Genomic DNA, 23,080 nt, shown 5'->3' on the forward strand with positions numbered 1-23,080 from the left:
TTTTCATGCTCTTGCCCTGGAGTATTAATTAGTTTTAAATATTATTGCATGTATTAAAAGGGTTCCACTGATCGAACTACAATTAACTTCGTATAGATAGGCACAGTTCAATCGCACCGTTTCTAACATTTATCTATTCATACATTTAAAGTTTCACTTTGATGATGCTTAGATACCTGCTTAGAAAACAACTAATTACATGTAAGTTAAGTGTGTATTTTCAAACAAATCAATAAGTAAAGACAATATGCGAATACGTCATAAACTCTGTGCACAATGCCAACAAAGTAAACCTGTTATGTACCGCTGTCGTTACAATGTTATCAGCCAATGGCAGTTTGTTTGTGGCCCCTGTTTACTTGTTATTAAGAAGAATTACGCTCAAACATATCAGTACGGAGGAACTTGGAAAGCTCAAAAAAAGTAGTTCCAAGCGGTGCAGGTCGACATATCTCTACGTATAGCAGAGTTGTTTTGGCAGAACGAATTACACAACTAAAACTCAATTCAACAGGTATAAATCTCATATAAAATAGTAAGTTAAAAATATCTAATCACGTATTCCTATGTCATAGAATCAACGACTCTGACCCCATTGATTGGCAACAAACACCACGAGAGTTAGAAATATGCACTACGCTAATATAAGTAAAAAGTAATTATGAGAAGCCAATGAACAAAATCATTCTTATTTGGCTATTACTATTGAGCTACACGTCAATTGCAAGTGAGACAATTCGCGTGCGTGGCAGTCAATCTGAGCACGACAGTACTCACAACTATTACATTGGTCTTATCGAACTCGCATTTGAAAAATTGAACAAACCAATCAGAATTCAGTTTTCTCCTTACATGGTGCAAGACCGCGCACTCTCTGAGTTGCAATCGGGACGCTTAATTGACTTATATTGGGCTGGCACTAATCATCAAAGAGAATCTGAATTAGGAGTAGTGCGTATTCCACTTAACAAGGGGCTGCTAGGGTATCGCGTTTTTACGATTCACAAAGACAATGAGCAATTCTTCTCTGAAATTAAGTCTATAAAATCACTTAAAAATATTTCAATGTGCCAAGGACAGCACTGGCCAGATACAGATATTATGTTAGCGGCTGGCCTTAGTATCACCACAAATGTGATATACGAGAACATGTTCAAACAAGTCTATGCAGGAAGGTGTAAAGCATTTCCAAGAGGAATAAATGAAGCATTTTCTGAAGTAGCAAGTCGCAATAAAATCATGCCTGATTTAATGGTTTTCGATGATTTAATACTGCACTATCGGTTCCCGATGTATTTTTTTACACACAAAGACAACAAACAGCTCATTAACGATCTTAAATCAGGGCTGACACTTGCTCTAAAAGACGGGAGCTTTGACCACTATATGAAAACCCACCCAGCGACTAAACATCTGTTTCCACTCAGCCAATGGGACAATAAAACAATATTAACTATCAACAACCCATTTTTATCGCAGTCAACACCCACAGATAACAAAGAACTATGGATCACCCTAGGTAACTAAACTCACCCATGTATTCTACGAATTCAGGCACATGAACTACTTATACAAACTGGACTTGCAAAGCTAAGTAAAGTTATAACGGTATCAACACTTTAATTTTGTGAGTATTAACTTGAGCGCGATATTTCTTGAATGGAATCGAATGACTCTGACCCCTTTGCTCTTTAATTTGCAAAAATTTGACACCTCTACATAACATTGCTCGCTAGCGTAAGTAGAAAACAATTTTTATCAACCTTTTCAAGGCTTAAACAAGCAGTATCGCCGCAATTATAAGCTTGGTTTGAAAAATGCATGAGAACACCAAATTAAACTTCGTAATGTCACCATCATGAATAAAAGCACAAATACAGTGTACGTGTTAAGCGGATACGCCAAATGTTCAGCTACTCAAAAAGGCAAATACAAGCTCGGCAATAAACACTCTATCGGGCTACTAACAACCGACGAAAACTATCAAGATAATATCAATCAACTTAAGACTTTTATTAGAGATTTAGGCTGGGATTCCATTATGTTTTGTATGGTTGAAGAGGTCGACGATATCAACACCTTGTCCAATGATGTTTTAATATCTAGTTTTGTTCGTGCTCAGAAAAATGGTCAATCTTTAGTCGTGAATGATCACCCCATTACTGTGCATTAGCGCAAAGGGATTGTGACTGTTAGCATAGCGAGGACATTGCCTTTGCGTAAGGTGAAGAGAACCATGTTGACAACACCAAACCCACACTAAAAATCAATGGGGTCAGAGTCGTTGATCGCCTATATGGTTTAGCTGTGCTGATCTTATTCAGGCTGTAGCGTCATTTTTTGGGGGGTTATTGAAGCATTAACAATAATTTAGTTTGTTTATTTGGGATCAAATGACTCTGATCCCATTGATTAGACCCCATTGATTAGTTCTGACCCGTGACACCAAAATCACTCTTTCTTTGCGAGATACTGATTTGCATGCTTTAAGCTATGTAAGTCATCAAAACGCACTCCATGCTGGGCCATAATGGGTCGTATTTTTTTACTTATCAATTGTCGGATATAAAAAGGCTGATTGGGCACAAAATGATGAATTGTGTGCGTTCGGCCAAAATCAAAACAAAATAATTGGAAGGGTAAAAACCAACGGCTGGTGAGCACATGCGTTTGCTCCAATACATTACTCACCCCACCGTAATAATGCATTGAAGAAGTGATTAAATTAAGAGACATCGAGCGAATAATATTTGGCACAATCAATACCACCATTACAAACTCAGCAACCGCCAGTAACTCCGTCCCCCACTGCGGCAATGCAAATGGCTGAACAAACTGCAGTGCGTAATAAGCAATCACACCATATAAAATTCCAAAATAAGCCGTTGCAAGCGGAACTCCAGCATTAAAGACCTGCGAAAACTTAAAACCACGGATCTCTTTACTAAAGCGCTTTGAGTTGATTAATAAACCAAGCAACCCGTCTGCAATTACCACAGCTCTTAAAAAAGGAGACTGAATACCGTTGCCGACTAAGCGTTCTTCTATGTCTTGTGAGGTACCAGACACTTTATGATGATGTAAATGAATCTTTCTTCGGTACCAAGGGTTCACTGTGTTTGGCCGCATTAACCACACAGCTAACATCATACAACTGTGTATAAACGGACGTTTACTAAAATACTGTTTGTGGAGCAAATCATGCTCGAGTTCATGAGCAATAGAAGTAATAAAGGCAGCCAAAATAATACACAGCCATGCTGGAATAACAGCAAAATAATACACAGCCATGCTGGAATAACAGCAAAATAATAAAACGTCGCTACGCCAATTAATGAGCACAACGACAGCAGCATAATCACCATTGCAATGCTATTTTGCTGCTCAAGAATAGGGTAACGCGCTCTAAGCGATTTCTCTTCGGCATTGATTGCGGCCACTATCGCTTTTATGTTCTGCTTCGCGGTTGATTTTGACATTCATAGCTTCGCTAACTGATTGATACCAATATCATACCGAAATCAATGGGGTCAGAGTAAATGGTTTTTCATATGTACCACCCACTCAGACACCTGCAACTCCCCAAAAGCGGCGGGTCAATTAAAACTGAGTTAAATTCCTCTGTCTCCTTACTCAGTTATTTTTTCCTTCGCGTTCGCAAGCTCTTTCAAAGCACTCACGCTAACTGAGTTCAGAGCTGTAGATTCTGAAATGAGCTCAATCCCTTTTTCCAATTTATCTGTAGAACAGTTAAGACAATCTAAAATTAATTGATCTTTGGATTTCTTTAGTTTGGTTATATTGTCGATGTAGTCGCTCAAATTCGGCGTTACTTTTATTGACTCTTGATTCTTAAATGGATTTTCTCCAAATGTTTTGGCCAGTTCAAGGTTTGCTGTTAATACCGAGTATTTCTCATAGGATTTAGCTAAACTTTGGTACTTTTTATACTCTTCGCTTTCTGATTCATAAGAGTTTGCAACGCCAGCATAAAGCACCGCTAAGTTATTAGAATCAATTAAGTTCCTTCTAGCTGTGGTAGAGTCATATGATGACGCAACTGCCTTTATAGAATCAATAGAAGATTGGCTGCTCCAGAAAGATGATATTGACTCTGTACCACCTCCCGCCAGCCTAGCAACTTGAGCTAGACTGTCTCTAGATTTTATATATATGTCTTTATTTTTGGGTTTGTAGACAAACGTAAACTCATCAGGTGGCACCACCGAACAGCCTTTGACCATAATTGAAAATACATTTGGATTTAGCATAAAGCCACTAAAGCTGCTTTGAAGCTGAATTTCATACGTATTTTCATCACTGCTATTTCTGTTGCAATTGGCAGATCTAAATCTACACTTTGCCACACCGGTACCTTGTGCGGACTTGGTACATTTAATATCTGAAAGTTCACCAAAGCCCGGATCTATAACTGTAAAAGATACCCCAGAAGCAACATGAATTAATCCGTCAACAAAGGGGTCTTCTTTTTTCACATATACAATTATGTCTTTCCCCAAAACTTCATCTGAAAAAATCGCCAACAGCAAAAGAAAAGAACTGAGTTTTAAAGTCACGGCCCCGCTCCTTGATCGTTATTTTTTTTACTTTCTAAATATTTTGACAGTGACATAAACAAAACCATCACAACAAAAAGAATAATTGGAATTAACCAGGTTTCTCCCCAGGTCCAAAAGTTGTATATTTTGGCTGGTTCAACTTTACAAGCTTTGCCTTTTTCAAAATTTTTGATAAATGTTTGTATAGGAAACTTGGCATTGCTATCAAGCGGCGTATGAAAATTAACTTTAAATATTGGAGTAACAAATTTATTAAAGTTAGAAATTTCCCATTCAATCTCTTCATAATAGTAAGGGACTTGAGTTTTCGTTTGGCAGTAAGTCAATTCCCCTTCAACAGGGCAAGTAAGGCTAACATCATTATGCATGATCAAGTTATCACTTGAAGAATGTATCATTTTAACCGAAGCCAGCTTTTCACTGCCAATAAACTTAACAGTAATGGTATCTGGAACATCTCCATAAGCTAATATAGAAACTAATGCATTAGGGTACTTTCCGTTTTGATCCACTTTACCAAAGTCTGCATCTATCACTATTCTGCATGCGCCAAACCAATCAACGAAGAGTTTTTCGTACAATTCCTTACTGCTGGTGAAAAGCAAAGACAGGACAGTTATTGATACAATCAAAAATGAATTTTTAATGCTTTGAATTAACATAATTGCTGAGCCCCCTTTAATACCAACTTAGCTCGTCTACCAACTCGTAAAGCGAATCAAGTTTCATTTTATGGCGAGCGGCTTTGATTGTTTGCGCAGTTGCCACACCAGCGGCCAAAAGTGCCTTAGTCTTTGTTGACAGGTCTTTTAACTCACTAACACGGATTGTTTCTGGTCCGTCATAAAATTTTAAAGGGTTGCTGTCGAACATTTGTTCATCAAATACCAAACCAGTCCATAGCTGAAGCTCTGTAGTCGTCACCCTAAAGTGACGCAACTGGATTCGTTGCTTAGCTTTTGTCGTCTTTAACGTATCTGTATCCTGAAAAAATATATAAGCGGATGTCACCAAGTCTCCATTTATGGCAACGTAAGTAATTGCTTTCCAAAATGCTGAGGGGATTCTCACTGGAGTAAACCCAATACCTTTGGTGAAATACCTATCACATGTTGTAAAGATGGGGCCTGTCATAACGACGAGCTTGTTTCCCTTAGCGAGCTTAAATTTGGCTACTGCTAACTCGGGAACTCGCCATTCATCTTCATTAAAGTGTTTATGCTGCATTGAAGCATTTGTATAGGCACAGCTATCATTACTCGCTTCGAGAGCTGTGTTGTAGCTACCCCAAGTAACTGCTGTGCGACGCGTGAGGTGGCCTCGATCCCAAGGCGTTCCTGTATAGGCATCATTTGTAATTTGATTCTCACGACCAACACGCTCATCAATAAACCACTTCCGACCTTTACCTCCAGAAATCGTCTGCTGTGCCGAGTTATCAACATTAGCGGCAGAATATATTGCTTGCTTTGTTGATATGCTCATCAAAAGTGAAAAATGAATGTATGGTACGACTTTTTGCCCATGAGAAAGGCCCGGAGGTTGGAGAATATCCCCCTCCAACGCCAAACTTGGTTGTGGTAGCGCTAAAGAAAAATTAGTTAGAAAATTTTCCTGATACCCCTTACGCATTTTTTGCTCCAAAATCCTTTCTTAGCTTTAGAAACCATAATACCAACTGCTCATTTTTCAATCGCCGCTCTGATATTTCTTGATTGGTGCATGCCTCAGCACTTTCGACAACGAAGAAAAGATACTCATGTCAGTCTTGCGATTACTAAAAACACAGCCTTGCCTCCATGACTTCAGTACATTTTGAATATTAACTGCGCTAATGCTGTGCCTAAGTGAAGCGTTAGGGAAGCACTTTATTTTGAGATGGCGTTTTTTGTGAGCGCTACGTATATCTGCAGGAGTGTAGAGTATTGCAATGGCTTTAGAGCCATAGATAACTTTTTAATTCCCGTCCGTGATCAATGGAGTCTGATCAATGGGGTCAGAGTCATTGATATTCCAACGCCAAGAATAATTTTCAAAGACAGCTTAATCTCCCTAATATGCGCCTAACAACTCATTGATGTGTAGTGCCTCGTATAGATGTGAAAACCAAGGCACAAAGGGGCCAGAGTCAATGGTTTTCCATATACATTGTTCAACTCCCATAATGGCTTTCCTGGCTATTACGAAAACTACAGACTTGGTAAATCAGGATCGAATTACTCTGACCCCATTGATTGGAGCCAAAGTGATTACATCTCGTATTGCTTAAGTATGGCTAGCATATTATCTGGTATGGACGCTTTTTGCCCTGTCTTCATATTAAACATCACCACCGTTGCGTACCCCGTTGTGCAAACTGCTTGTTGTGATTCACTAAACGCCTCGTAGCGCATTGTGAAGCGATCTTCTTTTATGTCAGTGATATATGAGCCAATATACAGAGTATCTGGAAAAGTCACTGGTCGTTTGTATTGCGCATAGGTATCACGCAGGACAGGGCTATGGCTGGGTTCAGATAAAATAGAGAGCAACCCGGTTTGCTTTAAAAAATCAATTCGCGCGGTTTCAAAATAACGAAAATACGACACGTTATTTACGTGCCCCAACGCATCCATTTCGCCCCATACCACATTAATTTTTGTGTTAATTACAAACTTTTCGAAAAACTCCTGCATGACCTTGCCTCAAATTATGATTATTTAATTCGAGAGTAGCAACTCATCGTACCAGCTGCAAGATTGGTTAAAGGGCAAAATTGACGCTACGACGCAATATTACTTTTGCGCTAGCAGAAATGAGTAAACTTTCACGAATCAATGGGGTCAGAGTAATTGATTTTAAATATACATAGTGCTCATTTCCTAACCAGACTCCAATAAGGCTACAGGCTTATTAAAAGCCAGGATCAAATGACTCTGACCCCTTTGATTTGATATAATTCTTTGTAACATTTTACCTGGTCAACAAAATTGAGTAGTTTTTCATAAAAACAGGTTGAAGTCAGCTCTCCCACTACAACCATATCTCTGTAACCGTTTGGCCCTTTAACTTTCTCAATTATACCTTTATATCTATCAGTAAAATCAGCTGCTTTACGGCCACTAAAACGCCCACTATGGACCAAATATAGCTTATTAGGATTCAATAAGTCGTAGGCAAAAGCTCCTGATATACGCCCATCATAACCAGCTACAGGACTATTAATCTCAGCAACAATTGGGTTAGTCGTGTTCTCAAAAATATCTACTCCAAATGCATTCCAATGTCTGAGTCTTGTGACATCAGACTCACTAGGAATAACCTCGTGATACCAATATAATTCTTGGTTGCACCTAACTTCAACAGAGTTGACCTTAGTCCCCTCTGGCTGCCGATAAGATAGCTTCATAACTACGTTATGTTTCAGTCTTTCATTAAGAGTTGAAGCGAGCTTTTTCTGCGCTTCGGAAATATCATTTTCTTCCTGTAGAAACCTAAGCTTCATTTTTCACCTTTGATTTAAAATCAACGACTCTGACCCCATTGATTAGACCCCATTGATTGCTCTTTAACCAATTCAATTCCCCTACTAAAACCAGCTATTTATTACAAGGGATTTGGAAATCGACATGATAGTGTTCATCATGCCTTACCCATGAACGTTTCTTAGAAAACTGAATGTTCTCTTTTAGATAATCCGCATATTTCGTTTCAAATAATTTAGGTTGTAACTTAGGGTCAAAAATCACGCGCCACAAGTCATAGCCATGTTTAACAGATTGTTTGTGTAACGCTACAATATGCGCTGCCAGAGCTTCATAATCAATCGATAAGTTTTCAAACTTGCCTGATTCATCAAACTCGATGTCATACCCAAACTTATTCAATGGGTGCGTTGGAAGGTGAGTCGATCTTCCTTTTGAGTCCATTACTGGTGTCATAAAATCAACAGACAAACCGTTTTGATGGGTCTTGTGTGGTTTGAACTTCCCTCCCTCTTCAAAGCCAGTTTCTGCATATTTGTATAACTTTTGGGGCTGCATTATCTCAAGATCCGCATATGCACCAACAACGATATCCCTTACTTTCGAATGAACATAAGTTCTGCCAGCTAGTCGTGCAATACTGCTATAGCCAACATAATTATTGCCTTCATCAGGAAGCTGAACACCGTGTTCAAGCCTTCCTGCCGATGTAGCTCCAAAACAAGTACTTTCCTTAGAGGCAACATTGAAACTAAATATAGTTAGAACAAACAGAAAGGTGATTGTTGCTTTACTCACCATAGTGCCGCTCCCACAATTTATTACTGAATCGATTGCTGGGGTCCAACTTTTTCTTTAATTCAAAAAACTCTTTAGCTGTTGGATAAGCATTGTGAAACTGCTCTGTCGTAGCGTGCAGTTGGTATGGTAAATAATATGCTCCCCCTTCAGAAATTACCGCATCAATCATTTCCCGGCTCCATGCTCTAACCTCTGCCTTATCTTGTTCAGATGTTCCTTGGCGGTAATAAACAACAAAAGCAAAGACCTCTTCTCTAGCCCAAGCCAATAGAGACCCTGTGTCTGGCAAAGCGTGGCGTATTGATACATTAAGCACATTTACTTCATGCGCTTTAAAAATGCCTGACATTTTTGCAGAGAAACTATCAAACCTATCAATAGGTACAAAATACTCTCTCAAAACATAAGTTTCATCTTTTCGGCTTTTGGGCTCCAGCTCCCTAACATCATAACTGGCCTCGTAGTTTCTCCATTGAACTGCCTCAGAAGAGTACTGAATAGGATCAAAAATGTGTTGTCTCATCCATTTACCAAGCTCAGTATCAGCAACAAATTTAGCGGCTTTGGGTTGCCACCAATAATCCTTGTCACGTGAAATCAATTTCTCTTGCACAGTAAGTGGCTTTTCAGTTTTAACCCAGCTAACACTATTCACATGTGTATAATCTGGTGGGTAAATATCAGCGTTATGAAAAACGACATTTGGATTATTTCTTACATTCTGGTCAAAGAAAGAAGTGTATTGTTCGATCGTCATGTAGTCAGTTTCTCGACCAACTTTTAAATTTGGTACTAGCTCAAGAGTTGCCTCAGCGATAACACCCAGACCGCCATATCCTCCTATAACCCCAAAAAAAACTTCAGAGTTTTCGTGTGGCGATGCACTAACAATAGAGCCATCGGCTAAAACAACTTTAATAGATTTAACTGACCTTATAATTGGGCCTTCACCCATATAGCGCCCATGCACATTAACACTTAAGGAGCCGCCAACTGTGAAATTAGAATATGACTGCATAATTTTTATAGAGAGGTTCTCAGGATCAATAACATCCTGAATATCGCGCCAGCGAATACCACTTTGGACAGTAATTTCTTTTGCTTTGGGATCAAAAGAGATGACCTGATTAAACTCTCTCATATCTAGATGTAAATGATCTTCAAGCGCGATTTGACCACCTTGGCTGTAGCGACCACCACCTATGGATATTTTTCCTTTTGTGGCGCTTATGGCGTGCTGAATATCCTCAGTCGATTTGGGTGAAATTACCTTCGAAACCTCTATTGGGTTAAGTTGAGTTACATCATTAACTAATTTAATTCCATTTGGAATAGGTTCAGGCTCTGGCAAAAAGTCCACTAACACGTATGCTGCAAGCAACAATGGGAGTGCCAATATGAAAACAAAAATTATAGAGAGGTATCTAAGTAATCTCTTCCCTTCAGTGAACATTAAATCCCTTTATTTTTATAATTTTATAGAGAGGTTAGATTACCATCTTTATCTAAATTTTGTCCAAAGCACATGGCTTCTTAAATTTCATTTGATAAAGACTTTTACCGAGTCCCATAAATTCAGTAGTAAGAATAAAACGGCAGCGATAGATATAGCTTTAAAAACATTGAGTCGCTGAATCTATGGCGTATTATTTGAATCAGTATAAGATGAACTTATAGCTCGTTCTAATTGCTAATTTTGAACAGCCTCTTAAAAAGAGAAAACTAGGCCCATTGCCAGTTACAAAATTTCAATGCTGAAAAATGATGATACTCCAGTGGAATCAATGGGGTCAGAGTCATTGATATTCTCACCTTTACATACCAAACCCACAGACAGCTTCAATTTCGCCTGAAAACAAGTTCAGACTGACAGAGACCCACCCACAAAAAAACCGCCTCAATCTTTTAAGGCGGTTTTCTAAAGTCCAAGTCGGGAATTAGCCCGACCTAAAATTACTTACTCTGCATACGTCTCAACAGCTGGACATGAACAGATAAGGTTACGGTCACCGTATACGTCATCGATACGCGTTACCGTTGGCCAGAATTTGTCTTTTGCTACAGCAGGTACTGGGAATGCAGCATAGAAGCGGTCGTATGCACGCTCCCACTCGTTACCTAGTACGTCAGCTTGTGTGTGCGGTGCAAATACAAGTGGGTTGTTCTCCACTGACCATTCGCCAGACTCAACCTTAGCAATCTCTTCACGGATTGAGATCATCGCTTCGATAAAGCGATCAATTTCAACCTTAGACTCAGACTCAGTAGGCTCAATCATTAATGTGCCAGCTACTGGGAATGACATCGTCGGTGCGTGGAAGCCATAGTCCATAAGACGCTTCGCCACATCCATTTCAGTGATGCCAGACGCTTCTTTAAGTGGACGCAAGTCAACAATACACTCGTGCGCAACACGGTCGTTACGGCCGCGGTATAGCACTGGGTAGTGGTCTGCTAGTTTCGCTGTTAGGTAGTTAGCGTTGACGATTGCAATCTCAGTCGCTTGCTTAAGGCCTTCGCTACCCATCATCGCAATGTATGCCCATGAGATAGGTAGAATCGCCGCTGAACCGTAAGGTGCTGCAGATACTGCGCCGTTACCTTCTGTGGTGCCCGCAACATTGATGATGCTGTGGTTAGGCATAAATGGCGCTAGGTGCGATTTAACACCGATAGGACCAACACCTGGACCACCACCACCGTGTGGGATACAGAACGTTTTGTGTAGGTTTAAGTGCGATACGTCAGAGCCAATGAAGCCAGGGCTTGTTACCCCTACTTGCGCGTTCATGTTCGCGCCGTCCATGTATACTTGACCGCCGTGCTGGTGAACAACGTCACATACTTCACGGATAGTCTCTTCGTATACACCATGTGTAGACGGGTAAGTAACCATGATACAAGATAGGTTCTCAGACACTTCTTCTGCTTTTGCGCGTAAGTCGTCAAGGTCGATGTTACCTTGGTCGTCACAGCCAACAACCACAACCTTCATGCTTGCCATTTGTGCAGATGCAGGGTTAGTACCGTGCGCAGAGCTTGGGATCAAGCATACATTACGGTGACCTTCGCCACGTGATTCATGGTATTTACGAATAGCGATAAGGCCTGCGTATTCGCCTTGTGCACCTGAGTTTGGCTGTAGTGATACTGCATCGTAGCCTGTGATATTAACAAGCCAGTCGTGCAGTTCAGTCATCATAGTTTGATAACCTTGTGCTTGCTCAAGTGGACAGAATGGGTGAAGCTCAGCGAATTCAGGCCAAGTTACTGGGATCATCTCCGCTGTCGCGTTTAGCTTCATAGTACATGAGCCCAAAGAAATCATTGAGTGGTTCAATGCCAAATCTTTGTTCTCTAAACGCTTGATGTAACGCAGCATTTCAGTTTCGCTGTGATACTCATTGAAGTTTGGATGAGTGAGGATCTCGTCATCACGTACCAAGCTTACTGGAATACCTGTGATGTCGTTTGCCGCCACTTCAGCGTCAATCGCAGCCACATCTAATCCGTGGCCTTCGCCTAGGATGATGTCGAATAGCTCTGCGATGTCTGCGCGCGTTGTTGTTTCGTTCAGTGCGATTGAGTACTCGCCGACGTGGTTAATTGCAAAGTTCACTTCGTTTGCAGCTGCACGGCCAACAACCGTATTTTTGTCTGCTTCTTCAGCCACAACCGTGATGGTATCAAACCAAGTGTCGTGCTTCAGTGCAACGCCTTTAGATTTAAGGCCCGTTGCCAAGATGCTTGCAAAGCGGTTAATGCGCTGTGCAATGGTTTTAAGACCTTGAGGACCGTGGTACACCGCGTAGAATGCAGCCATGTTAGCCAGCAATACCTGCGCTGTACAAATGTTTGAGTTCGCTTTTTCACGGCGGATGTGCTGCTCACGCGTTTGCATCGCCATACGTAGTGCGTCGTTACCTAAACGGTCTTTAGAAACACCGATAATACGACCCGGTAGTGAACGCTTGTACTTATCGCGTGTTGCGAAGAATGCTGCGTGTGGACCACCGTAGCCCATAGGCACACCAAAACGCTGTGCAGAACCAAGCACTACATCTGCGCCTAGTTTACCCGGCGCTTTTAATAGCATTAAGCTCATGATGTCTGCTGCAACACAAGCAATCGCTTTTTTGTCTTGTACTTGTGCGATTAGATCAGTGACATCAACCACTTCACCAGACGTTGACGGGTACTGGAATAGTGCGCCGAAAATCTCGTGATTTACCACGTCGCTTGCAGGCGCAACCACAACTTCAAAACCAAACTGTTCAGCACGTGTGCTTACTACGTCGATCGTTTGCGTGTGTACGTCATCTGCGATGAAGAAGATGTTTGCTTTTTTCGCTTTCGCTACACGCTTAGCTAGGGCCATCGCCTCTGCTGCAGCGGTAGATTCATCAAGCAAAGATGCACTTGCCAAGTCTAGGCCTGTTACATCCATAGTTAGAGTTTGGAAGTTAAGAAGTGACTCCAAACGCCCTTGTGCGATCTCTGGTTGGTAAGGTGTATACGCTGTATACCAACCTGGGTTTTCTAACACGTTACGTAAAATTACGTTAGGTACGTGTGTTGGGTGATAACCTTGGCCGATGTATGATTTGAATACTTTATTTTGGCCCGCTACTGATTTCAGGTAGCTTAGCGTTTCAACTTCAGTACGGCTTTCACCAATCTTAAGACCTGTTTCTAAACGAATAGAGTCAGGTACCGTTTGACCGATCAGCTCTTCAACACTTGATACTCCAAGCTCAGCAAGCATCTCGCTTACTTGTGCGGCATTCGGGCCGATATGGCGACGAATAAAGTCTTGCTTTTGCTCTAATTGTTCAAGAGATTTGGCGTTTGACATTAGTCCAGATTCCTATGATCCAAATTAAGTGGGTGTGTCCTGCATTGATGCCTAGCAAACATAGCTAAGCAAAGGCCTTGGTAACGCAGTCACAAAATAATGCTTTGAGATAAACCAAACCAAAACGGTTTAATTTAACAATAAAAGCCCCAAAAAATGGGGCTTTTAAGTTCTACAACGAATTAATCTTCGTCGATTGAATTTTTGTAACCTTCAGCGTCAAGTAGGTTTGCAAGCTCTGATTCGTCAGATGCTTTAACTTTGAATAACCAACCGTCGCCGTATGGGTCGTTGTTAACAGACTCTGGTGAATCTTCTAACTCTTCGTTGATTTCAACGATAGTGCCTGTAATTGGCGCGTAGATGTCAGAAGCTGCTTTCACAGACTCAGCAACTGCACAGTCTTCGCCAGCATCTACTTCGTCATCAACATCTGGTAGGTCAACGAATACCATGTCACCTAGCAGCTCTTGTGCGTGCTCAGTGATACCTACAGTGAATACACCGTCGCCTTCAGCGCGAACCCATTCATGTGAAGATGCGTATTTTAACTCGCTAGGAATGTTGCTCATTTTTTGTTCCTTTGGTCATTTGTTTGGGCAACTGCCCATTATTCTACTCGTTACAATGATAGCTTAGATCACTGACTTGCCGTTACGTACGAAGCAAGGCTTCACAACTTTAACGTCTACTAGCTTTTTGCGCATTTCAACTTGTGCCGTTTCCCCAGTTGAACGAGGAACGCGTGCCAAGGCAACGCTAAAACCTAAAGTCGGAGAGAATGTACCAGAAGTAATAACACCTTCGCCACCTTCTACGATAACTTTAGAGCCGCCACGTAGTACGCCTTTGCTCTCAAGCACTAGGCCAACCAGCTTATCCGTGCTCTTGTCTGCACGTTGCTGCTCAACCACTTTACGGCCGATGAAGTCACGATCTTCCGGCTCCCAAGCAATGGTCCAAGCCATGTTTGCAGCCAATGGAGATACCGTTTCATCCATATCAGAACCGTATAAGTTCATGCCTGCTTCTAAACGTAGCGTATCACGCGCACCTAAGCCAGCAGGACGCACACCTGCGTCAAGTAATTGTTGCCAAAGTGCTTCAGCATCGTCGTTATGCACAACAATCTCATAACCCGCTTCACCAGTGTAACCTGTTGTTGCGATGAATAAATTACCAGCTTGCGCACCAAAGAATGGCTTCATGCCTTCAACAGCAGCTTGTTGTTCTGCACTTAGAATTGTCGCTGTTTTTTCTTTTGCGTTAGGACCTTGAACAGCAATCATTGCGTACTCTGGACGCTCTGTCACAGTTACTTCAAAGTCAGTTGCAACAGTACCAATGTGCGCAAGGTCTTTCTCACGTGTTGCAGAGTTAACAACTAGGCGGTACTCAGTCTCAGTGAAGAAATAGATAATAAGGTCATCAATAACACCACCTTGCTCATTTAGCATGCCAGTGTATAGCGCTTTGCCAGGCACAGTCAGCTTAGCAACGTCGTTTGCTACTAGCTTGCGTAAAAATGCCTGTGCATCTGCACCTTTAACGTCCACAATTGTCATGTGAGAAACGTCGAACATACCTGCGTCTTGACGCACAGCATGGTGTTCTTCGATTTGCGAACCATAGTTGATTGGCATTTCCCAGCCGTGGAAATCAACCATTTTTGCGCCAGCTTCTAGGTGCTTAGCATGTAGTACTGTTTTAGAAGTCATACTTGTCCTTCACTTTTTGTCTTATGCAACCAACGAATACGCCAGTCACACTTATCGAGATCACACGACCTCGAACGGGGTTAATCTTGAGTTGCTATGCAACTCAAATGCACGGAATTAATTTACACTAAAACCTTCTGCGCTGAGTTTTTCTTGCCAAGCCAGTAATGGCTTTGCCTGCGCAATCAGTTGGTGCTGCTGTACGCCATCTTGCAGCAAAGTCGTCACAAACACCTCACCGCTTTGTTTACCATAGCAAGTTTGTAAATCAGAGATGCCAAGACCTGGCGTAAGCGAAAAATGAGTCAACAACGAGTCAAAAGCAGATTGCCCACAAATTTGGCCAATTGCTAGGTCATCACGACGCATCAACTCAATGTCATATTCATGCTCGTGCTGTGCAACAAGCGCGACTAATGTATTCGCAGCTTCTTGTCCTAGCACAAAGCGATATGCAGTTTCACTGAAGTAGTAGACAGCATAGCTATCACCATTGGCAAACACGCCTTGTATACCTAAACCTGGCGCTATTAGCTTGTTAAGGTTGATACCCAGTTCTTTATTAAGAAAAGGAGTCGTTTCGAAGCCACTAAAATCAATAACTACCTGACATTCCAATTTTCTGTAGGCATTTTGCGCAGGAACAGAGCCCTGACGGTGCTTGGCAAAAATAATGGGTGAAAATGTCATACAACCACCTTAGTGAAATTAAGATGAGCAAAAGTATAGGGTGGAGGATAACCAACAACAAATTGTAATTATTTATCAATTGATAAATAATATTAATGTATTCAAGAATTATAAATAGCTTTTTTAAATATGAAGAACTTATCAATTGATGGTCTACGTACCTTAGTCACGGTTGTAGAGGTCGGAGGTTTTGCAAAAGCGGGTGAATTACTTGGTTTGTCTCAACCTGCCGTAAGTTTGCAGATCCGCAGATTAGAAGATTTGCTTGGTTGTAAATTGTTTAAAAAACAAGGTCAGCGCCAAGTGCTCAACCAATACGGTGAGTTATTGCTGCCACAAGCCAAACAAATGCTGCAATATAATGATGCGATTTTGCAGCAGTTTACTTCCGAGAGCGTGACTGGACGCGTGCGTTTGGGTATTCCCAGCGAATTTGCCGCACGTATTCTACCTGCCATTATCGGTGATTTTGTATCTTTGTACCCTGATGTGGCGCTAGAGGTAAAATCTAGATTAAGTAAGCATTTACTATCAGTTTCTAGACAAGATCAATTCGATTTAGTGCTCGCTTTAAATGAAGAGTTAGAATCAGTGTCTCACCCTGTATTTATGCGTGACCAGCTAGTATGGGTTGGAGATTTAAATCTCGCAAAGCAAGAAGTGGTCACCTTGGTCACTGCACCAGAGGGGTGTATTTATCGTCGCAGAGCAATTGAGGCACTACAAGAAAGCGGTCGCCCATTTCGCATTGTGTATAGTAATGCGGATTTAACCGGTTTAACTGCCGCATTAAAAGAAGGTCTGGGGATCACGGTGTTGGCAAAAAGCACTGTACCGAGCGAGCTGACTTACCAACAGTTCACGCCCCACTTACCAACTCTTGGTCAAATCGGCATCAGTTTAATTAAGAATACTCAGGAGTCAGCCCATGCGGTGAATAAACTCGCCGAGTTTATTGCATTGCGACTGGGCTAAAGAAGCGAAGGCGGCTTATTGACCAACCGCCTGCTTTACAAATAGGTTTTTAATTGGGCCGAGGTTGTCCACCATGCTAAGCCCCAAACCTCGAATCAATTTTTTAGCTGGGTTATTGCCTTCAAACAGTTCTTTTAGACCTTGCATCATGGCAATGTGCTTTTGCGCATCAAGTTTACGTGTACGCTCATACTCACGCAGTAAAGCATGCGCCGCAAACTCACCTTGCTCGCTGGATAGTGCCTGTATCAAATGAGCCGCATCTTTAAGCCCTAAATTCATACCAAGACCAGCCAGTGGATGGATAGTATGCGCAGCATCCCCCATCAATACCACACGACCTTTCAACCATTGCTGGGCATAACGCATGGTCAGCGGAAATACCGCTCTATCGCTTTGCACTTCACACAGTCCACACTGCATATCAATTGCCGCTGATAGCGACTTGTTGAATGCCTTAGTATCCATTGCCATTAGTTGTTCGGCATGTTCAGGAGAAGTTGACCATACGATTGAATGCATGTTGTCTTCATTCAACGGTAAAAATGCCAGTGGACCGGTAGGTAAAAAAACTTGTCTGGCAACATGCTCATGCGGTAAATCAGTTTTAACAGTTGCCACCAGTGCATGGTGGTCATAATCCCAAAAGCTCAATGGCATATCGAAAAGTTTGCGTACCCCTGAGTTTGCGCCATCTGCGGCCACCAGCAACTTACTCATTACTGGCATACCAGATTCCAAGGTAATTAATACATCGGTTTCTGTTTGATGAATAGTGCTATAACGGCTGTCAAAAGCTAACGTAACATGGCTATAAGCCTGCAGCTTTTCATACAAAGCAAAGCGGATCGCATCATTCTCAATGATGTGCCCTAGCTCAGGCAAATCTAATGAGTTTGCATCAAATGCAATTTTGCCAAAGCTGTCTGCGTCTCTCACATCCATTGCAGAGTATGGTGTTGCACGGTTCGTGACAATCTCAGACCATACACTTAGGGATTCAAATAGCTGCTGACTGGCTAGGCTGATGGCACTGACACGCATGTTATATTGCTCACTTAAAGGCATTGGTGCTTTACCTGCATCCAGCACCAATACTGAGATATTTTTTTGGGCCAAACCCAGTGCCAGCGTCAATCCAACACACCCACCGCCGACAATACAAACTTGCGCTTGTTGCATAAAGTGTCCTTTATTTCACTCGGCCCATTAGCTGCTTCGCTAATGGCGCTTTTAAATTGGTAAACAGGCTCATAAATAACAGTCCACAGCTACGCCCAAAGGCCACGGTGCGAGAATGATTCGAAAATAATCTGACTAAGCCGTCGGTCAGTGTCATCACTCTGCCGATATCACGCTCTCTTGCTACCTTATAAGCCTGTGTAAACGTATGACTTCCCCACTCTTTGATATCGTGGTTCTTCAAGCACACATTTAAGCTTTGAATATCACGCACACCTAGATTAAAGCCTTGCCCCGCGATTGGGTGAATAGCGTGTGCGGCATTACCAATGATCACGACTCGATGATGCACAACATCAGATATTCGTCCGTGCACCAAAGGGTAGCTACTGCGCATACCCACAGCCTCAAAAATGCCGCCTCGATAGCCAAACTCTTGCTGCAAACGCGCTAAGAATTTTGTGTCGTCGTAGGCCAGTACTTCATCTAGCTCGTCTCGCTTCATACACCAAGCAACGGAATATCTGTCGTCACTCATCGGCAACAGCGCCATTGGACCTTGCGGTGTAAAACGCTCAAAAGCGTGGCCTTTATGACCTTGAGCCACTTTCACATTGGCAATCAGGGCCGACTGCTCATAAGGAAAGCTCTCAAAGCCCATATTTAGCAGGGCACGTGTAGGTGACTTAGCACCATCAGCAACAACGAGCAGGCTGGCTTGCAAAGTTACGTCTTCGGCGTCAGAGTCAAATGCAACAGTCACCTCAACATATGCTTGGTGTTGAGTTAACTTTGCCACGGTTGCCGGACAAAATACGGTGATATCGTGGCTTTGTAACTGTTGATGCAGAAACTGACCGTATGGATTTACCTCAACTACATACCCCAAAGCATCCACATTGTAGTCTTTAGGCGCTATGGTTGTTTTACCAAAGTGACCACGATCCGAGACATTAACTTGTAATATAGGCTCAGCAAAACGCCACTCTTTACTAAACAAATCCAGTCGACTTAAATAATCGATAGACTGCTCAGCCAGTGCAATGCTGCGATCATCAAAGCTTGGGTGTGCGTTGGTTTTTGGCGCAAATGCCTCAACCACCGCTACGCGGCATTGAGGGTGTTGTTTTTTTATACTGACGGCAGCGGTTGCACCAGCCATGCCACCGCCCACAATTAGCACATCAAAGTGTTGCAAGCCCGATACTCCCAAACTATTCAGCTAGGCTTTTCGCATCAGTGCTTCGATCTCATCAATAGATTTTGGCACATCAACTGTTAAGTTTTCATATCCCTCTTGAGTAACGAGTAAATCGTCCTCAATACGTACACCTATTCCCTTAAATTGTGCAGGCACTTCTGCATCTTCATCAAAATATAAGCCGGGCTCAATCGTGAGCACCATGCCTGCTTCGAATGGGCGATCTGCTTCATCTAACTTGTATTCACCAACATCGTGAACATCGAGCCCAAGCCAATGGCCAAGGCCGTGCATATAAAATGCTTTACACGCTTGTGCTTCAATCAGTTCATCTACTGTGCCAGCCAATATACCAAGTTCTACTAGACCCTCAGTTAAGACTCGCATCACAACGTTGTTGGCTTGTACCAGCGTCCCGCCGGGCTTTACCTCATCAAAAGCTGCTAATTGAGCTTTCAATACCAAGTTGTAAATGTCTTTTTGCGCGTCGTTGTATTGACCACTCACAGGGAAAGTACGCGTAATATCCGCAGCATACCCTTCAAGCTCACAGCCGGAGTCGATCAAGATCAAGTCGCCGTCTTTTAGTACATCGCTATTCTCGGTGTAATGCAAAATATTGGCATTGTTACCCGAGCCTACAATGGTGCCATACGCTGGGTAGCGAGCGCCATTCATAGCATAATGGTGATGGATCTCTGCCTCTAACTGATACTCAGTAGCGCCAGCTTTGGCAAACTGCATGGCTCTCACATGAGCCTGTGCGCTGATTTTTGCAGCTTGTCTCATTACGGCTATTTCGGCATCAGACTTGAATAGGCGCATTTCATGAACGAGCGGTCGAATGTCTTGAATAACCTCTGGGGCGCGATAACCTTTTTTCGGTGCACCACGCAAAGTCGACAGTACAGTCCAAATTTTCTCATCAAATGCGTTGTAAGTACCTTGCGCAAAATACAAAGTCTGACGTCCATTGATAAACGTCAGTAACTCATTATCTAGTTCACTCAGTGCATAGGTTTCATCCATCGAAAATTGGCTCTTTGCTTTTTCAAAGCCAATACGACGACCGTGCCAAATCTCAGCCAGCTTGTCTTTATTGCGGCAAAATAAAATGCTGCTTGCTGCGCCTTCTTTATCTTTGCTCAGTACCAATACAGCGTCAGGCTCTTTAAACCCTGTTAAATAAAAAAAGTCACTGTCTTGGCGAAATGGAAATTCAGTATCGCGGCTACGGGTCAGTTCAGTTGCAGCGGGGATCACAGCAACTGAGTTGTTTTTTAGGCTGTGTAGTAGCCTTTGTCGACGTGCTACAAACTCTTCATTTTTTATCATAATTAATGCACTGTTTTTGAGGTGGACGCGTCGCCTTGCTCTCTACCCATTTCAGCGAAGCATAGCAGCGCAGACACACGAATATATTCAACAACTTCATGGAATGCTTGCTTGTCTTCTTCAGTGTCATCAAAGTGTGTATCCAGTTTTGTGATTTCGCTAAAATCGCTGATCACTTCTTTCACATCTGCCGACAGCTTTCCATAGTCTTTTTGTTTTAAACCAAACCCAAGTAGGAACCCTGATACCCATGCAACAAGTGCATTGGCTTGATCAATGAGTGCCTCATCTTCTTGAGGTAAATACACTTCAAAAGCGTATTCAGGATCGTTAAAATGCTCTACCACTAGCTTGTAGAGTTCAGCTAAAAATACTTTTAACTCAACACCAAAGCCCTGACCATCATTAAACACATCACTGAGTAAACCTAAGTACTCTTTTTCATCGATGTTTAGGCCGCATGCTAAAATGCCACTAATGGTGCCATGTACTTCTGAAGGTGCTACAAAAATACCGTGTTTCTCCAGCAATAACTGAGCTTGCTGATAGTCTTTAAGTTCGATCATAAGGCTTAATTCTCATTCACTTGATAGCGTTAATGCTACCATTCGAAGTATAGCAACTCCAACGAATTGTCAGTCTTACAAAGAAAAAACCCTTGTTTTACATCTAACAATTGTGGTTTGTGTTATTCACGCACAACTTTTACGCAAATCGCAAATCACAGCCGTATACAGCCCACTTTTGCAATGAAAGCAGCATGTGTATGTACGTAAATCCAACAAAATCAGACCACTGTTTTAGAAGTGTTGTTTTTCGCAGCAAACAAACAAGATTTTTTCAAATTTAGGTTTAAGCGGGCCAAGATGTCTTATATACTTAAAGCGTTCCCTAGCTCGCCGGACAGTGGATTATGTCCCTGAGCCGATAAACTTTTTTAAGGGATGCAGTTTATCCACTTTTGCGCAAGCTTGGCAGGTACCGAGAAGCCTACGGTGGGTTGTTGCCTTCCGCCTTGAACCTTAGGGTTCAAGGACTTATATCCGCATCCGCGCAGCCGGGGACACTTCAATACACTCTTCTTAAACTGATTTTTTATTCGATTATATAAACGCAAAACGCCCAAAGGTTTCCCCTTGAGCGCTCATTTATCAATGCTGAATTCGCAGTTAAATCGAAGATTTTCGCTTTACGGGCTGTGCATACATTGATAGCACAAATTCCTTCAATTCATTTGGCACTGACTCAAGTGAATCATTGAAGCATACAGTTTCTTCACGGCTACTTTGGCCCTCTTCGCCTGCGGCCAAGTAGTTACTGGAATGTAAGTGATAATTTTCAATAATTTGCTTGTCGATGATCTCAGCTAATTGCTCAGGTGTTTCAAACTCATCTTGAATTGGCGTACCAAATGCAACATGCACGTTACCTTTGTCTGCGCTAAAGCCATCAATGATACTTTTAATATCTTCGCCTTCGGCTTTTTGATACTCACCAAACTGTTGCTTGTGATACAACTCTTTGGCTTTGGCCAATGCACATGGCTCATACTGATACGAAATAGATACAGGCACAACTTTTAACTTACGTACGTACTCTGCAAATGGCAGCTTCAGTCTTCTGCCGTGTAATTGCAGCATTTTAAGTAACGCTGGATCAGTAAAGTCGATGCCATCTTTCGCACGTCCTTCTTTTTGCGCAATCCAAATAGAGTGCCCCTCATCTAGTGAGTCATGAATATACCCAGACAATTGGGATAACGCTTTGAGCATCTCTTTTGGTGCCTTTGCTGAGCGCTTTACAATAAAGCTTTTGTTGAGCCTCATTAACTCAGTGATATATGGCACTTGCAGTAGGTTGTCTCCGATTGCAATACGCACAGTAGGCAGTTTATTCTGGTGTAAGCCCCAGTTGACAAGAGCTGGGTCGAGGACAATATCTCGGTGATTTGAGATAAACAAATAGGCACTGTCTTTATCAAATTGCTCTAATCCAGAATAGGTGACCTTTTCCGTAGTACGCTCAATTAGCATTGATAAATAGGTCGCAACCTCATCTTGAACAGCTTCTACATTATTTACCGTACGCCACTTTAATTTTAAACGCGCACGCACTAGTGGGCGGCTTACCTTAGGGCAAGATGCTATCCACTTGGGTAAATTATGCTCTGCAATGACATCCAAAAACTGCTCATCGGCTAACAACCTAGCCAATGCAGCTGGTACTTCTTCATCGTTATAAGGTCTTATATCTGCGTATTTATCCACTAAATTACTCTT

The 23,080-nt window shown here is 42.2% G+C and carries 19 protein-coding genes, 1 other RNA gene and 1 pseudogene; 4 read left to right on the forward strand and 17 right to left on the reverse strand.

Annotated elements, in window-relative coordinates:
- Positions 1 to 672 precede the first annotated feature (672 nt).
- Together N475_RS09690 and N475_RS09695 are read left to right on the forward strand one after the other, a co-directional pair.
- Positions 673 to 1,527: a hypothetical protein gene (locus tag N475_RS09690; protein ID WP_063355679.1), complete on the forward strand. Its 855-nt coding sequence runs from the start codon at positions 673 to 675 to the stop codon at positions 1,525 to 1,527.
- Between the two features lie 331 nt (positions 1,528 to 1,858).
- The gene (locus tag N475_RS09695) at positions 1,859 to 2,173 is read left to right on the forward strand and encodes a hypothetical protein (protein ID WP_063355680.1); all 315 of its coding nucleotides are present in this window, start codon (positions 1,859 to 1,861) and stop codon (positions 2,171 to 2,173) included.
- 278 nt (positions 2,174 to 2,451) lie between these two features.
- Here N475_RS09695 and N475_RS09700 read toward each other — a convergent pair.
- The 12 genes and pseudogenes from N475_RS09700 to N475_RS09760 form a co-directional block, all read right to left on the reverse strand.
- Positions 2,452 to 3,479: pseudogene (locus N475_RS09700) on the reverse strand (fatty acid desaturase).
- A 150-nt stretch (positions 3,480 to 3,629) separates the two neighbouring features.
- Positions 3,630 to 4,577: a hypothetical protein gene (locus N475_RS09705; protein ID WP_063355682.1), complete on the reverse strand. Its 948-nt coding sequence runs from the start codon at positions 4,575 to 4,577 to the stop codon at positions 3,630 to 3,632.
- Complete coding sequence (locus N475_RS09710) at positions 4,574 to 5,242, reverse strand: hypothetical protein (protein ID WP_063355683.1); 669 nt, start codon at positions 5,240 to 5,242, stop codon at positions 4,574 to 4,576. Before N475_RS09710 ends, N475_RS09705 begins: the two co-directional genes overlap by 4 nt.
- Positions 5,243 to 5,258: 16 nt before the next feature.
- Complete coding sequence (locus N475_RS09715) at positions 5,259 to 6,212, reverse strand: DNA/RNA non-specific endonuclease (protein WP_063365174.1); 954 nt, start codon at positions 6,210 to 6,212, stop codon at positions 5,259 to 5,261.
- A gap of 617 nt (positions 6,213 to 6,829) precedes the next feature.
- A complete protein-coding gene (locus tag N475_RS09720; RefSeq protein ID WP_063355685.1) occupies positions 6,830 to 7,255 on the reverse strand; it encodes an acyl-CoA thioesterase in 426 nt (141 codons plus the stop codon).
- Between the two features lie 230 nt (positions 7,256 to 7,485).
- Positions 7,486 to 8,064 carry a hypothetical protein gene (locus tag N475_RS09725; protein WP_063355686.1) on the reverse strand — a complete coding sequence of 193 codons (579 nt, stop codon included), beginning with the start codon at positions 8,062 to 8,064 and terminating at the stop codon, positions 7,486 to 7,488.
- Between the two features lie 94 nt (positions 8,065 to 8,158).
- The gene (locus tag N475_RS09730) at positions 8,159 to 8,845 is read right to left on the reverse strand and encodes a penicillin-insensitive murein endopeptidase (protein ID WP_063355687.1); all 687 of its coding nucleotides are present in this window, start codon (positions 8,843 to 8,845) and stop codon (positions 8,159 to 8,161) included.
- The gene (locus tag N475_RS09735) at positions 8,835 to 10,229 is read right to left on the reverse strand and encodes an FAD-binding oxidoreductase (protein WP_227008476.1); all 1,395 of its coding nucleotides are present in this window, start codon (positions 10,227 to 10,229) and stop codon (positions 8,835 to 8,837) included. The genes N475_RS09730 and N475_RS09735 overlap by 11 nt, the downstream gene beginning before the upstream one ends.
- Before the next feature lie 573 nt (positions 10,230 to 10,802).
- Positions 10,803 to 13,700, reverse strand: coding sequence for an aminomethyl-transferring glycine dehydrogenase (gcvP, locus tag N475_RS09745; protein ID WP_063355689.1), 2,898 nt, complete (start codon positions 13,698 to 13,700; stop codon positions 10,803 to 10,805).
- A gap of 182 nt (positions 13,701 to 13,882) precedes the next feature.
- A complete protein-coding gene (gcvH, locus tag N475_RS09750; RefSeq protein ID WP_063355690.1) occupies positions 13,883 to 14,272 on the reverse strand; it encodes a glycine cleavage system protein GcvH in 390 nt (129 codons plus the stop codon).
- A 63-nt stretch (positions 14,273 to 14,335) separates the two neighbouring features.
- Entirely contained in the window at positions 14,336 to 15,418 is a 1,083-nt protein-coding gene (gene gcvT, locus N475_RS09755; RefSeq protein WP_063355691.1) for a glycine cleavage system aminomethyltransferase GcvT, read from the reverse strand.
- A 117-nt stretch (positions 15,419 to 15,535) separates the two neighbouring features.
- The gene (locus N475_RS09760; RefSeq protein WP_063355692.1) at positions 15,536 to 16,108 is read right to left on the reverse strand and encodes a hypothetical protein; all 573 of its coding nucleotides are present in this window, start codon (positions 16,106 to 16,108) and stop codon (positions 15,536 to 15,538) included.
- Between the two features lie 129 nt (positions 16,109 to 16,237).
- Here N475_RS09760 and N475_RS09765 point away from each other — a divergent pair, with 129 nt between their 5' ends.
- Positions 16,238 to 17,083 carry a LysR family transcriptional regulator gene (locus N475_RS09765; protein WP_063355693.1) on the forward strand — a complete coding sequence of 282 codons (846 nt, stop codon included), beginning with the start codon at positions 16,238 to 16,240 and terminating at the stop codon, positions 17,081 to 17,083.
- A gap of 15 nt (positions 17,084 to 17,098) precedes the next feature.
- Here the strand turns inward: N475_RS09765 and N475_RS09770 are convergent, their stop codons facing one another.
- From N475_RS09770 to N475_RS09785, 4 genes are read right to left on the reverse strand one after another with little or no spacing between them, the layout of a single operon-like run.
- A complete protein-coding gene (locus N475_RS09770; protein ID WP_063365175.1) occupies positions 17,099 to 18,265 on the reverse strand; it encodes an FAD-dependent monooxygenase in 1,167 nt (388 codons plus the stop codon).
- 10 nt (positions 18,266 to 18,275) lie between these two features.
- A complete protein-coding gene (gene ubiH / locus N475_RS09775) occupies positions 18,276 to 19,463 on the reverse strand; it encodes a 2-octaprenyl-6-methoxyphenyl hydroxylase (protein WP_063355695.1) in 1,188 nt (395 codons plus the stop codon).
- Positions 19,464 to 19,487: 24 nt separating this feature from the next.
- Positions 19,488 to 20,801 (reverse strand): Xaa-Pro aminopeptidase, encoded by a 1,314-nt coding sequence (pepP, locus tag N475_RS09780; protein WP_063355696.1) that lies wholly within the window; start codon positions 20,799 to 20,801, stop codon positions 19,488 to 19,490.
- Positions 20,802 to 20,803: 2 nt separating this feature from the next.
- Positions 20,804 to 21,367: a UPF0149 family protein gene (locus tag N475_RS09785; protein ID WP_063355697.1), complete on the reverse strand. Its 564-nt coding sequence runs from the start codon at positions 21,365 to 21,367 to the stop codon at positions 20,804 to 20,806.
- Between the two features lie 319 nt (positions 21,368 to 21,686).
- Between N475_RS09785 and ssrS the strand changes: the two genes are divergently transcribed.
- Positions 21,687 to 21,869, forward strand: a non-coding RNA gene (gene ssrS, locus N475_RS09790) — 6S RNA.
- 101 nt (positions 21,870 to 21,970) lie between these two features.
- Here ssrS and N475_RS09795 read toward each other — a convergent pair.
- A complete protein-coding gene (locus N475_RS09795) occupies positions 21,971 to 23,068 on the reverse strand; it encodes a 1-acyl-sn-glycerol-3-phosphate acyltransferase (RefSeq protein WP_063355698.1) in 1,098 nt (365 codons plus the stop codon).
- Positions 23,069 to 23,080 lie beyond the last annotated feature (12 nt).

The sequence above is a fragment of the Pseudoalteromonas luteoviolacea DSM 6061 genome (assembly GCF_001625655.1).
Classification (GTDB): domain Bacteria; phylum Pseudomonadota; class Gammaproteobacteria; order Enterobacterales; family Alteromonadaceae; genus Pseudoalteromonas; species Pseudoalteromonas luteoviolacea.

What these genes read in the sequence shown, in the direction of transcription:
- N475_RS09690 (WP_063355679.1), top strand. Translation starts at nt 673, where the DNA reads ATGAACAAAATCATTCTTATTTGGCTATTACTATTGAGCTACACGTCA.
- N475_RS09695 (WP_063355680.1), top strand. Translation starts at nt 1,859, where the DNA reads ATGAATAAAAGCACAAATACAGTGTACGTGTTAAGCGGATACGCCAAA.
- N475_RS09710 (WP_063355683.1), bottom strand. Translation starts at nt 5,242, where the DNA reads ATGTTAATTCAAAGCATTAAAAATTCATTTTTGATTGTATCAATAACT.
- N475_RS09715 (WP_063365174.1), bottom strand. Translation starts at nt 6,212, where the DNA reads ATGCGTAAGGGGTATCAGGAAAATTTTCTAACTAATTTTTCTTTAGCG.
- N475_RS09720 (WP_063355685.1), bottom strand. Translation starts at nt 7,255, where the DNA reads ATGCAGGAGTTTTTCGAAAAGTTTGTAATTAACACAAAAATTAATGTG.
- N475_RS09725 (WP_063355686.1), bottom strand. Translation starts at nt 8,064, where the DNA reads ATGAAGCTTAGGTTTCTACAGGAAGAAAATGATATTTCCGAAGCGCAG.
- N475_RS09730 (WP_063355687.1), bottom strand. Translation starts at nt 8,845, where the DNA reads ATGGTGAGTAAAGCAACAATCACCTTTCTGTTTGTTCTAACTATATTT.
- gcvP (WP_063355689.1), bottom strand. Translation starts at nt 13,700, where the DNA reads ATGTCAAACGCCAAATCTCTTGAACAATTAGAGCAAAAGCAAGACTTT.
- gcvH (WP_063355690.1), bottom strand. Translation starts at nt 14,272, where the DNA reads ATGAGCAACATTCCTAGCGAGTTAAAATACGCATCTTCACATGAATGG.
- gcvT (WP_063355691.1), bottom strand. Translation starts at nt 15,418, where the DNA reads ATGACTTCTAAAACAGTACTACATGCTAAGCACCTAGAAGCTGGCGCA.
- N475_RS09760 (WP_063355692.1), bottom strand. Translation starts at nt 16,108, where the DNA reads ATGACATTTTCACCCATTATTTTTGCCAAGCACCGTCAGGGCTCTGTT.
- N475_RS09765 (WP_063355693.1), top strand. Translation starts at nt 16,238, where the DNA reads ATGAAGAACTTATCAATTGATGGTCTACGTACCTTAGTCACGGTTGTA.
- N475_RS09770 (WP_063365175.1), bottom strand. Translation starts at nt 18,265, where the DNA reads ATGCAACAAGCGCAAGTTTGTATTGTCGGCGGTGGGTGTGTTGGATTG.
- pepP (WP_063355696.1), bottom strand. Translation starts at nt 20,801, where the DNA reads ATGATAAAAAATGAAGAGTTTGTAGCACGTCGACAAAGGCTACTACAC.
- N475_RS09785 (WP_063355697.1), bottom strand. Translation starts at nt 21,367, where the DNA reads ATGATCGAACTTAAAGACTATCAGCAAGCTCAGTTATTGCTGGAGAAA.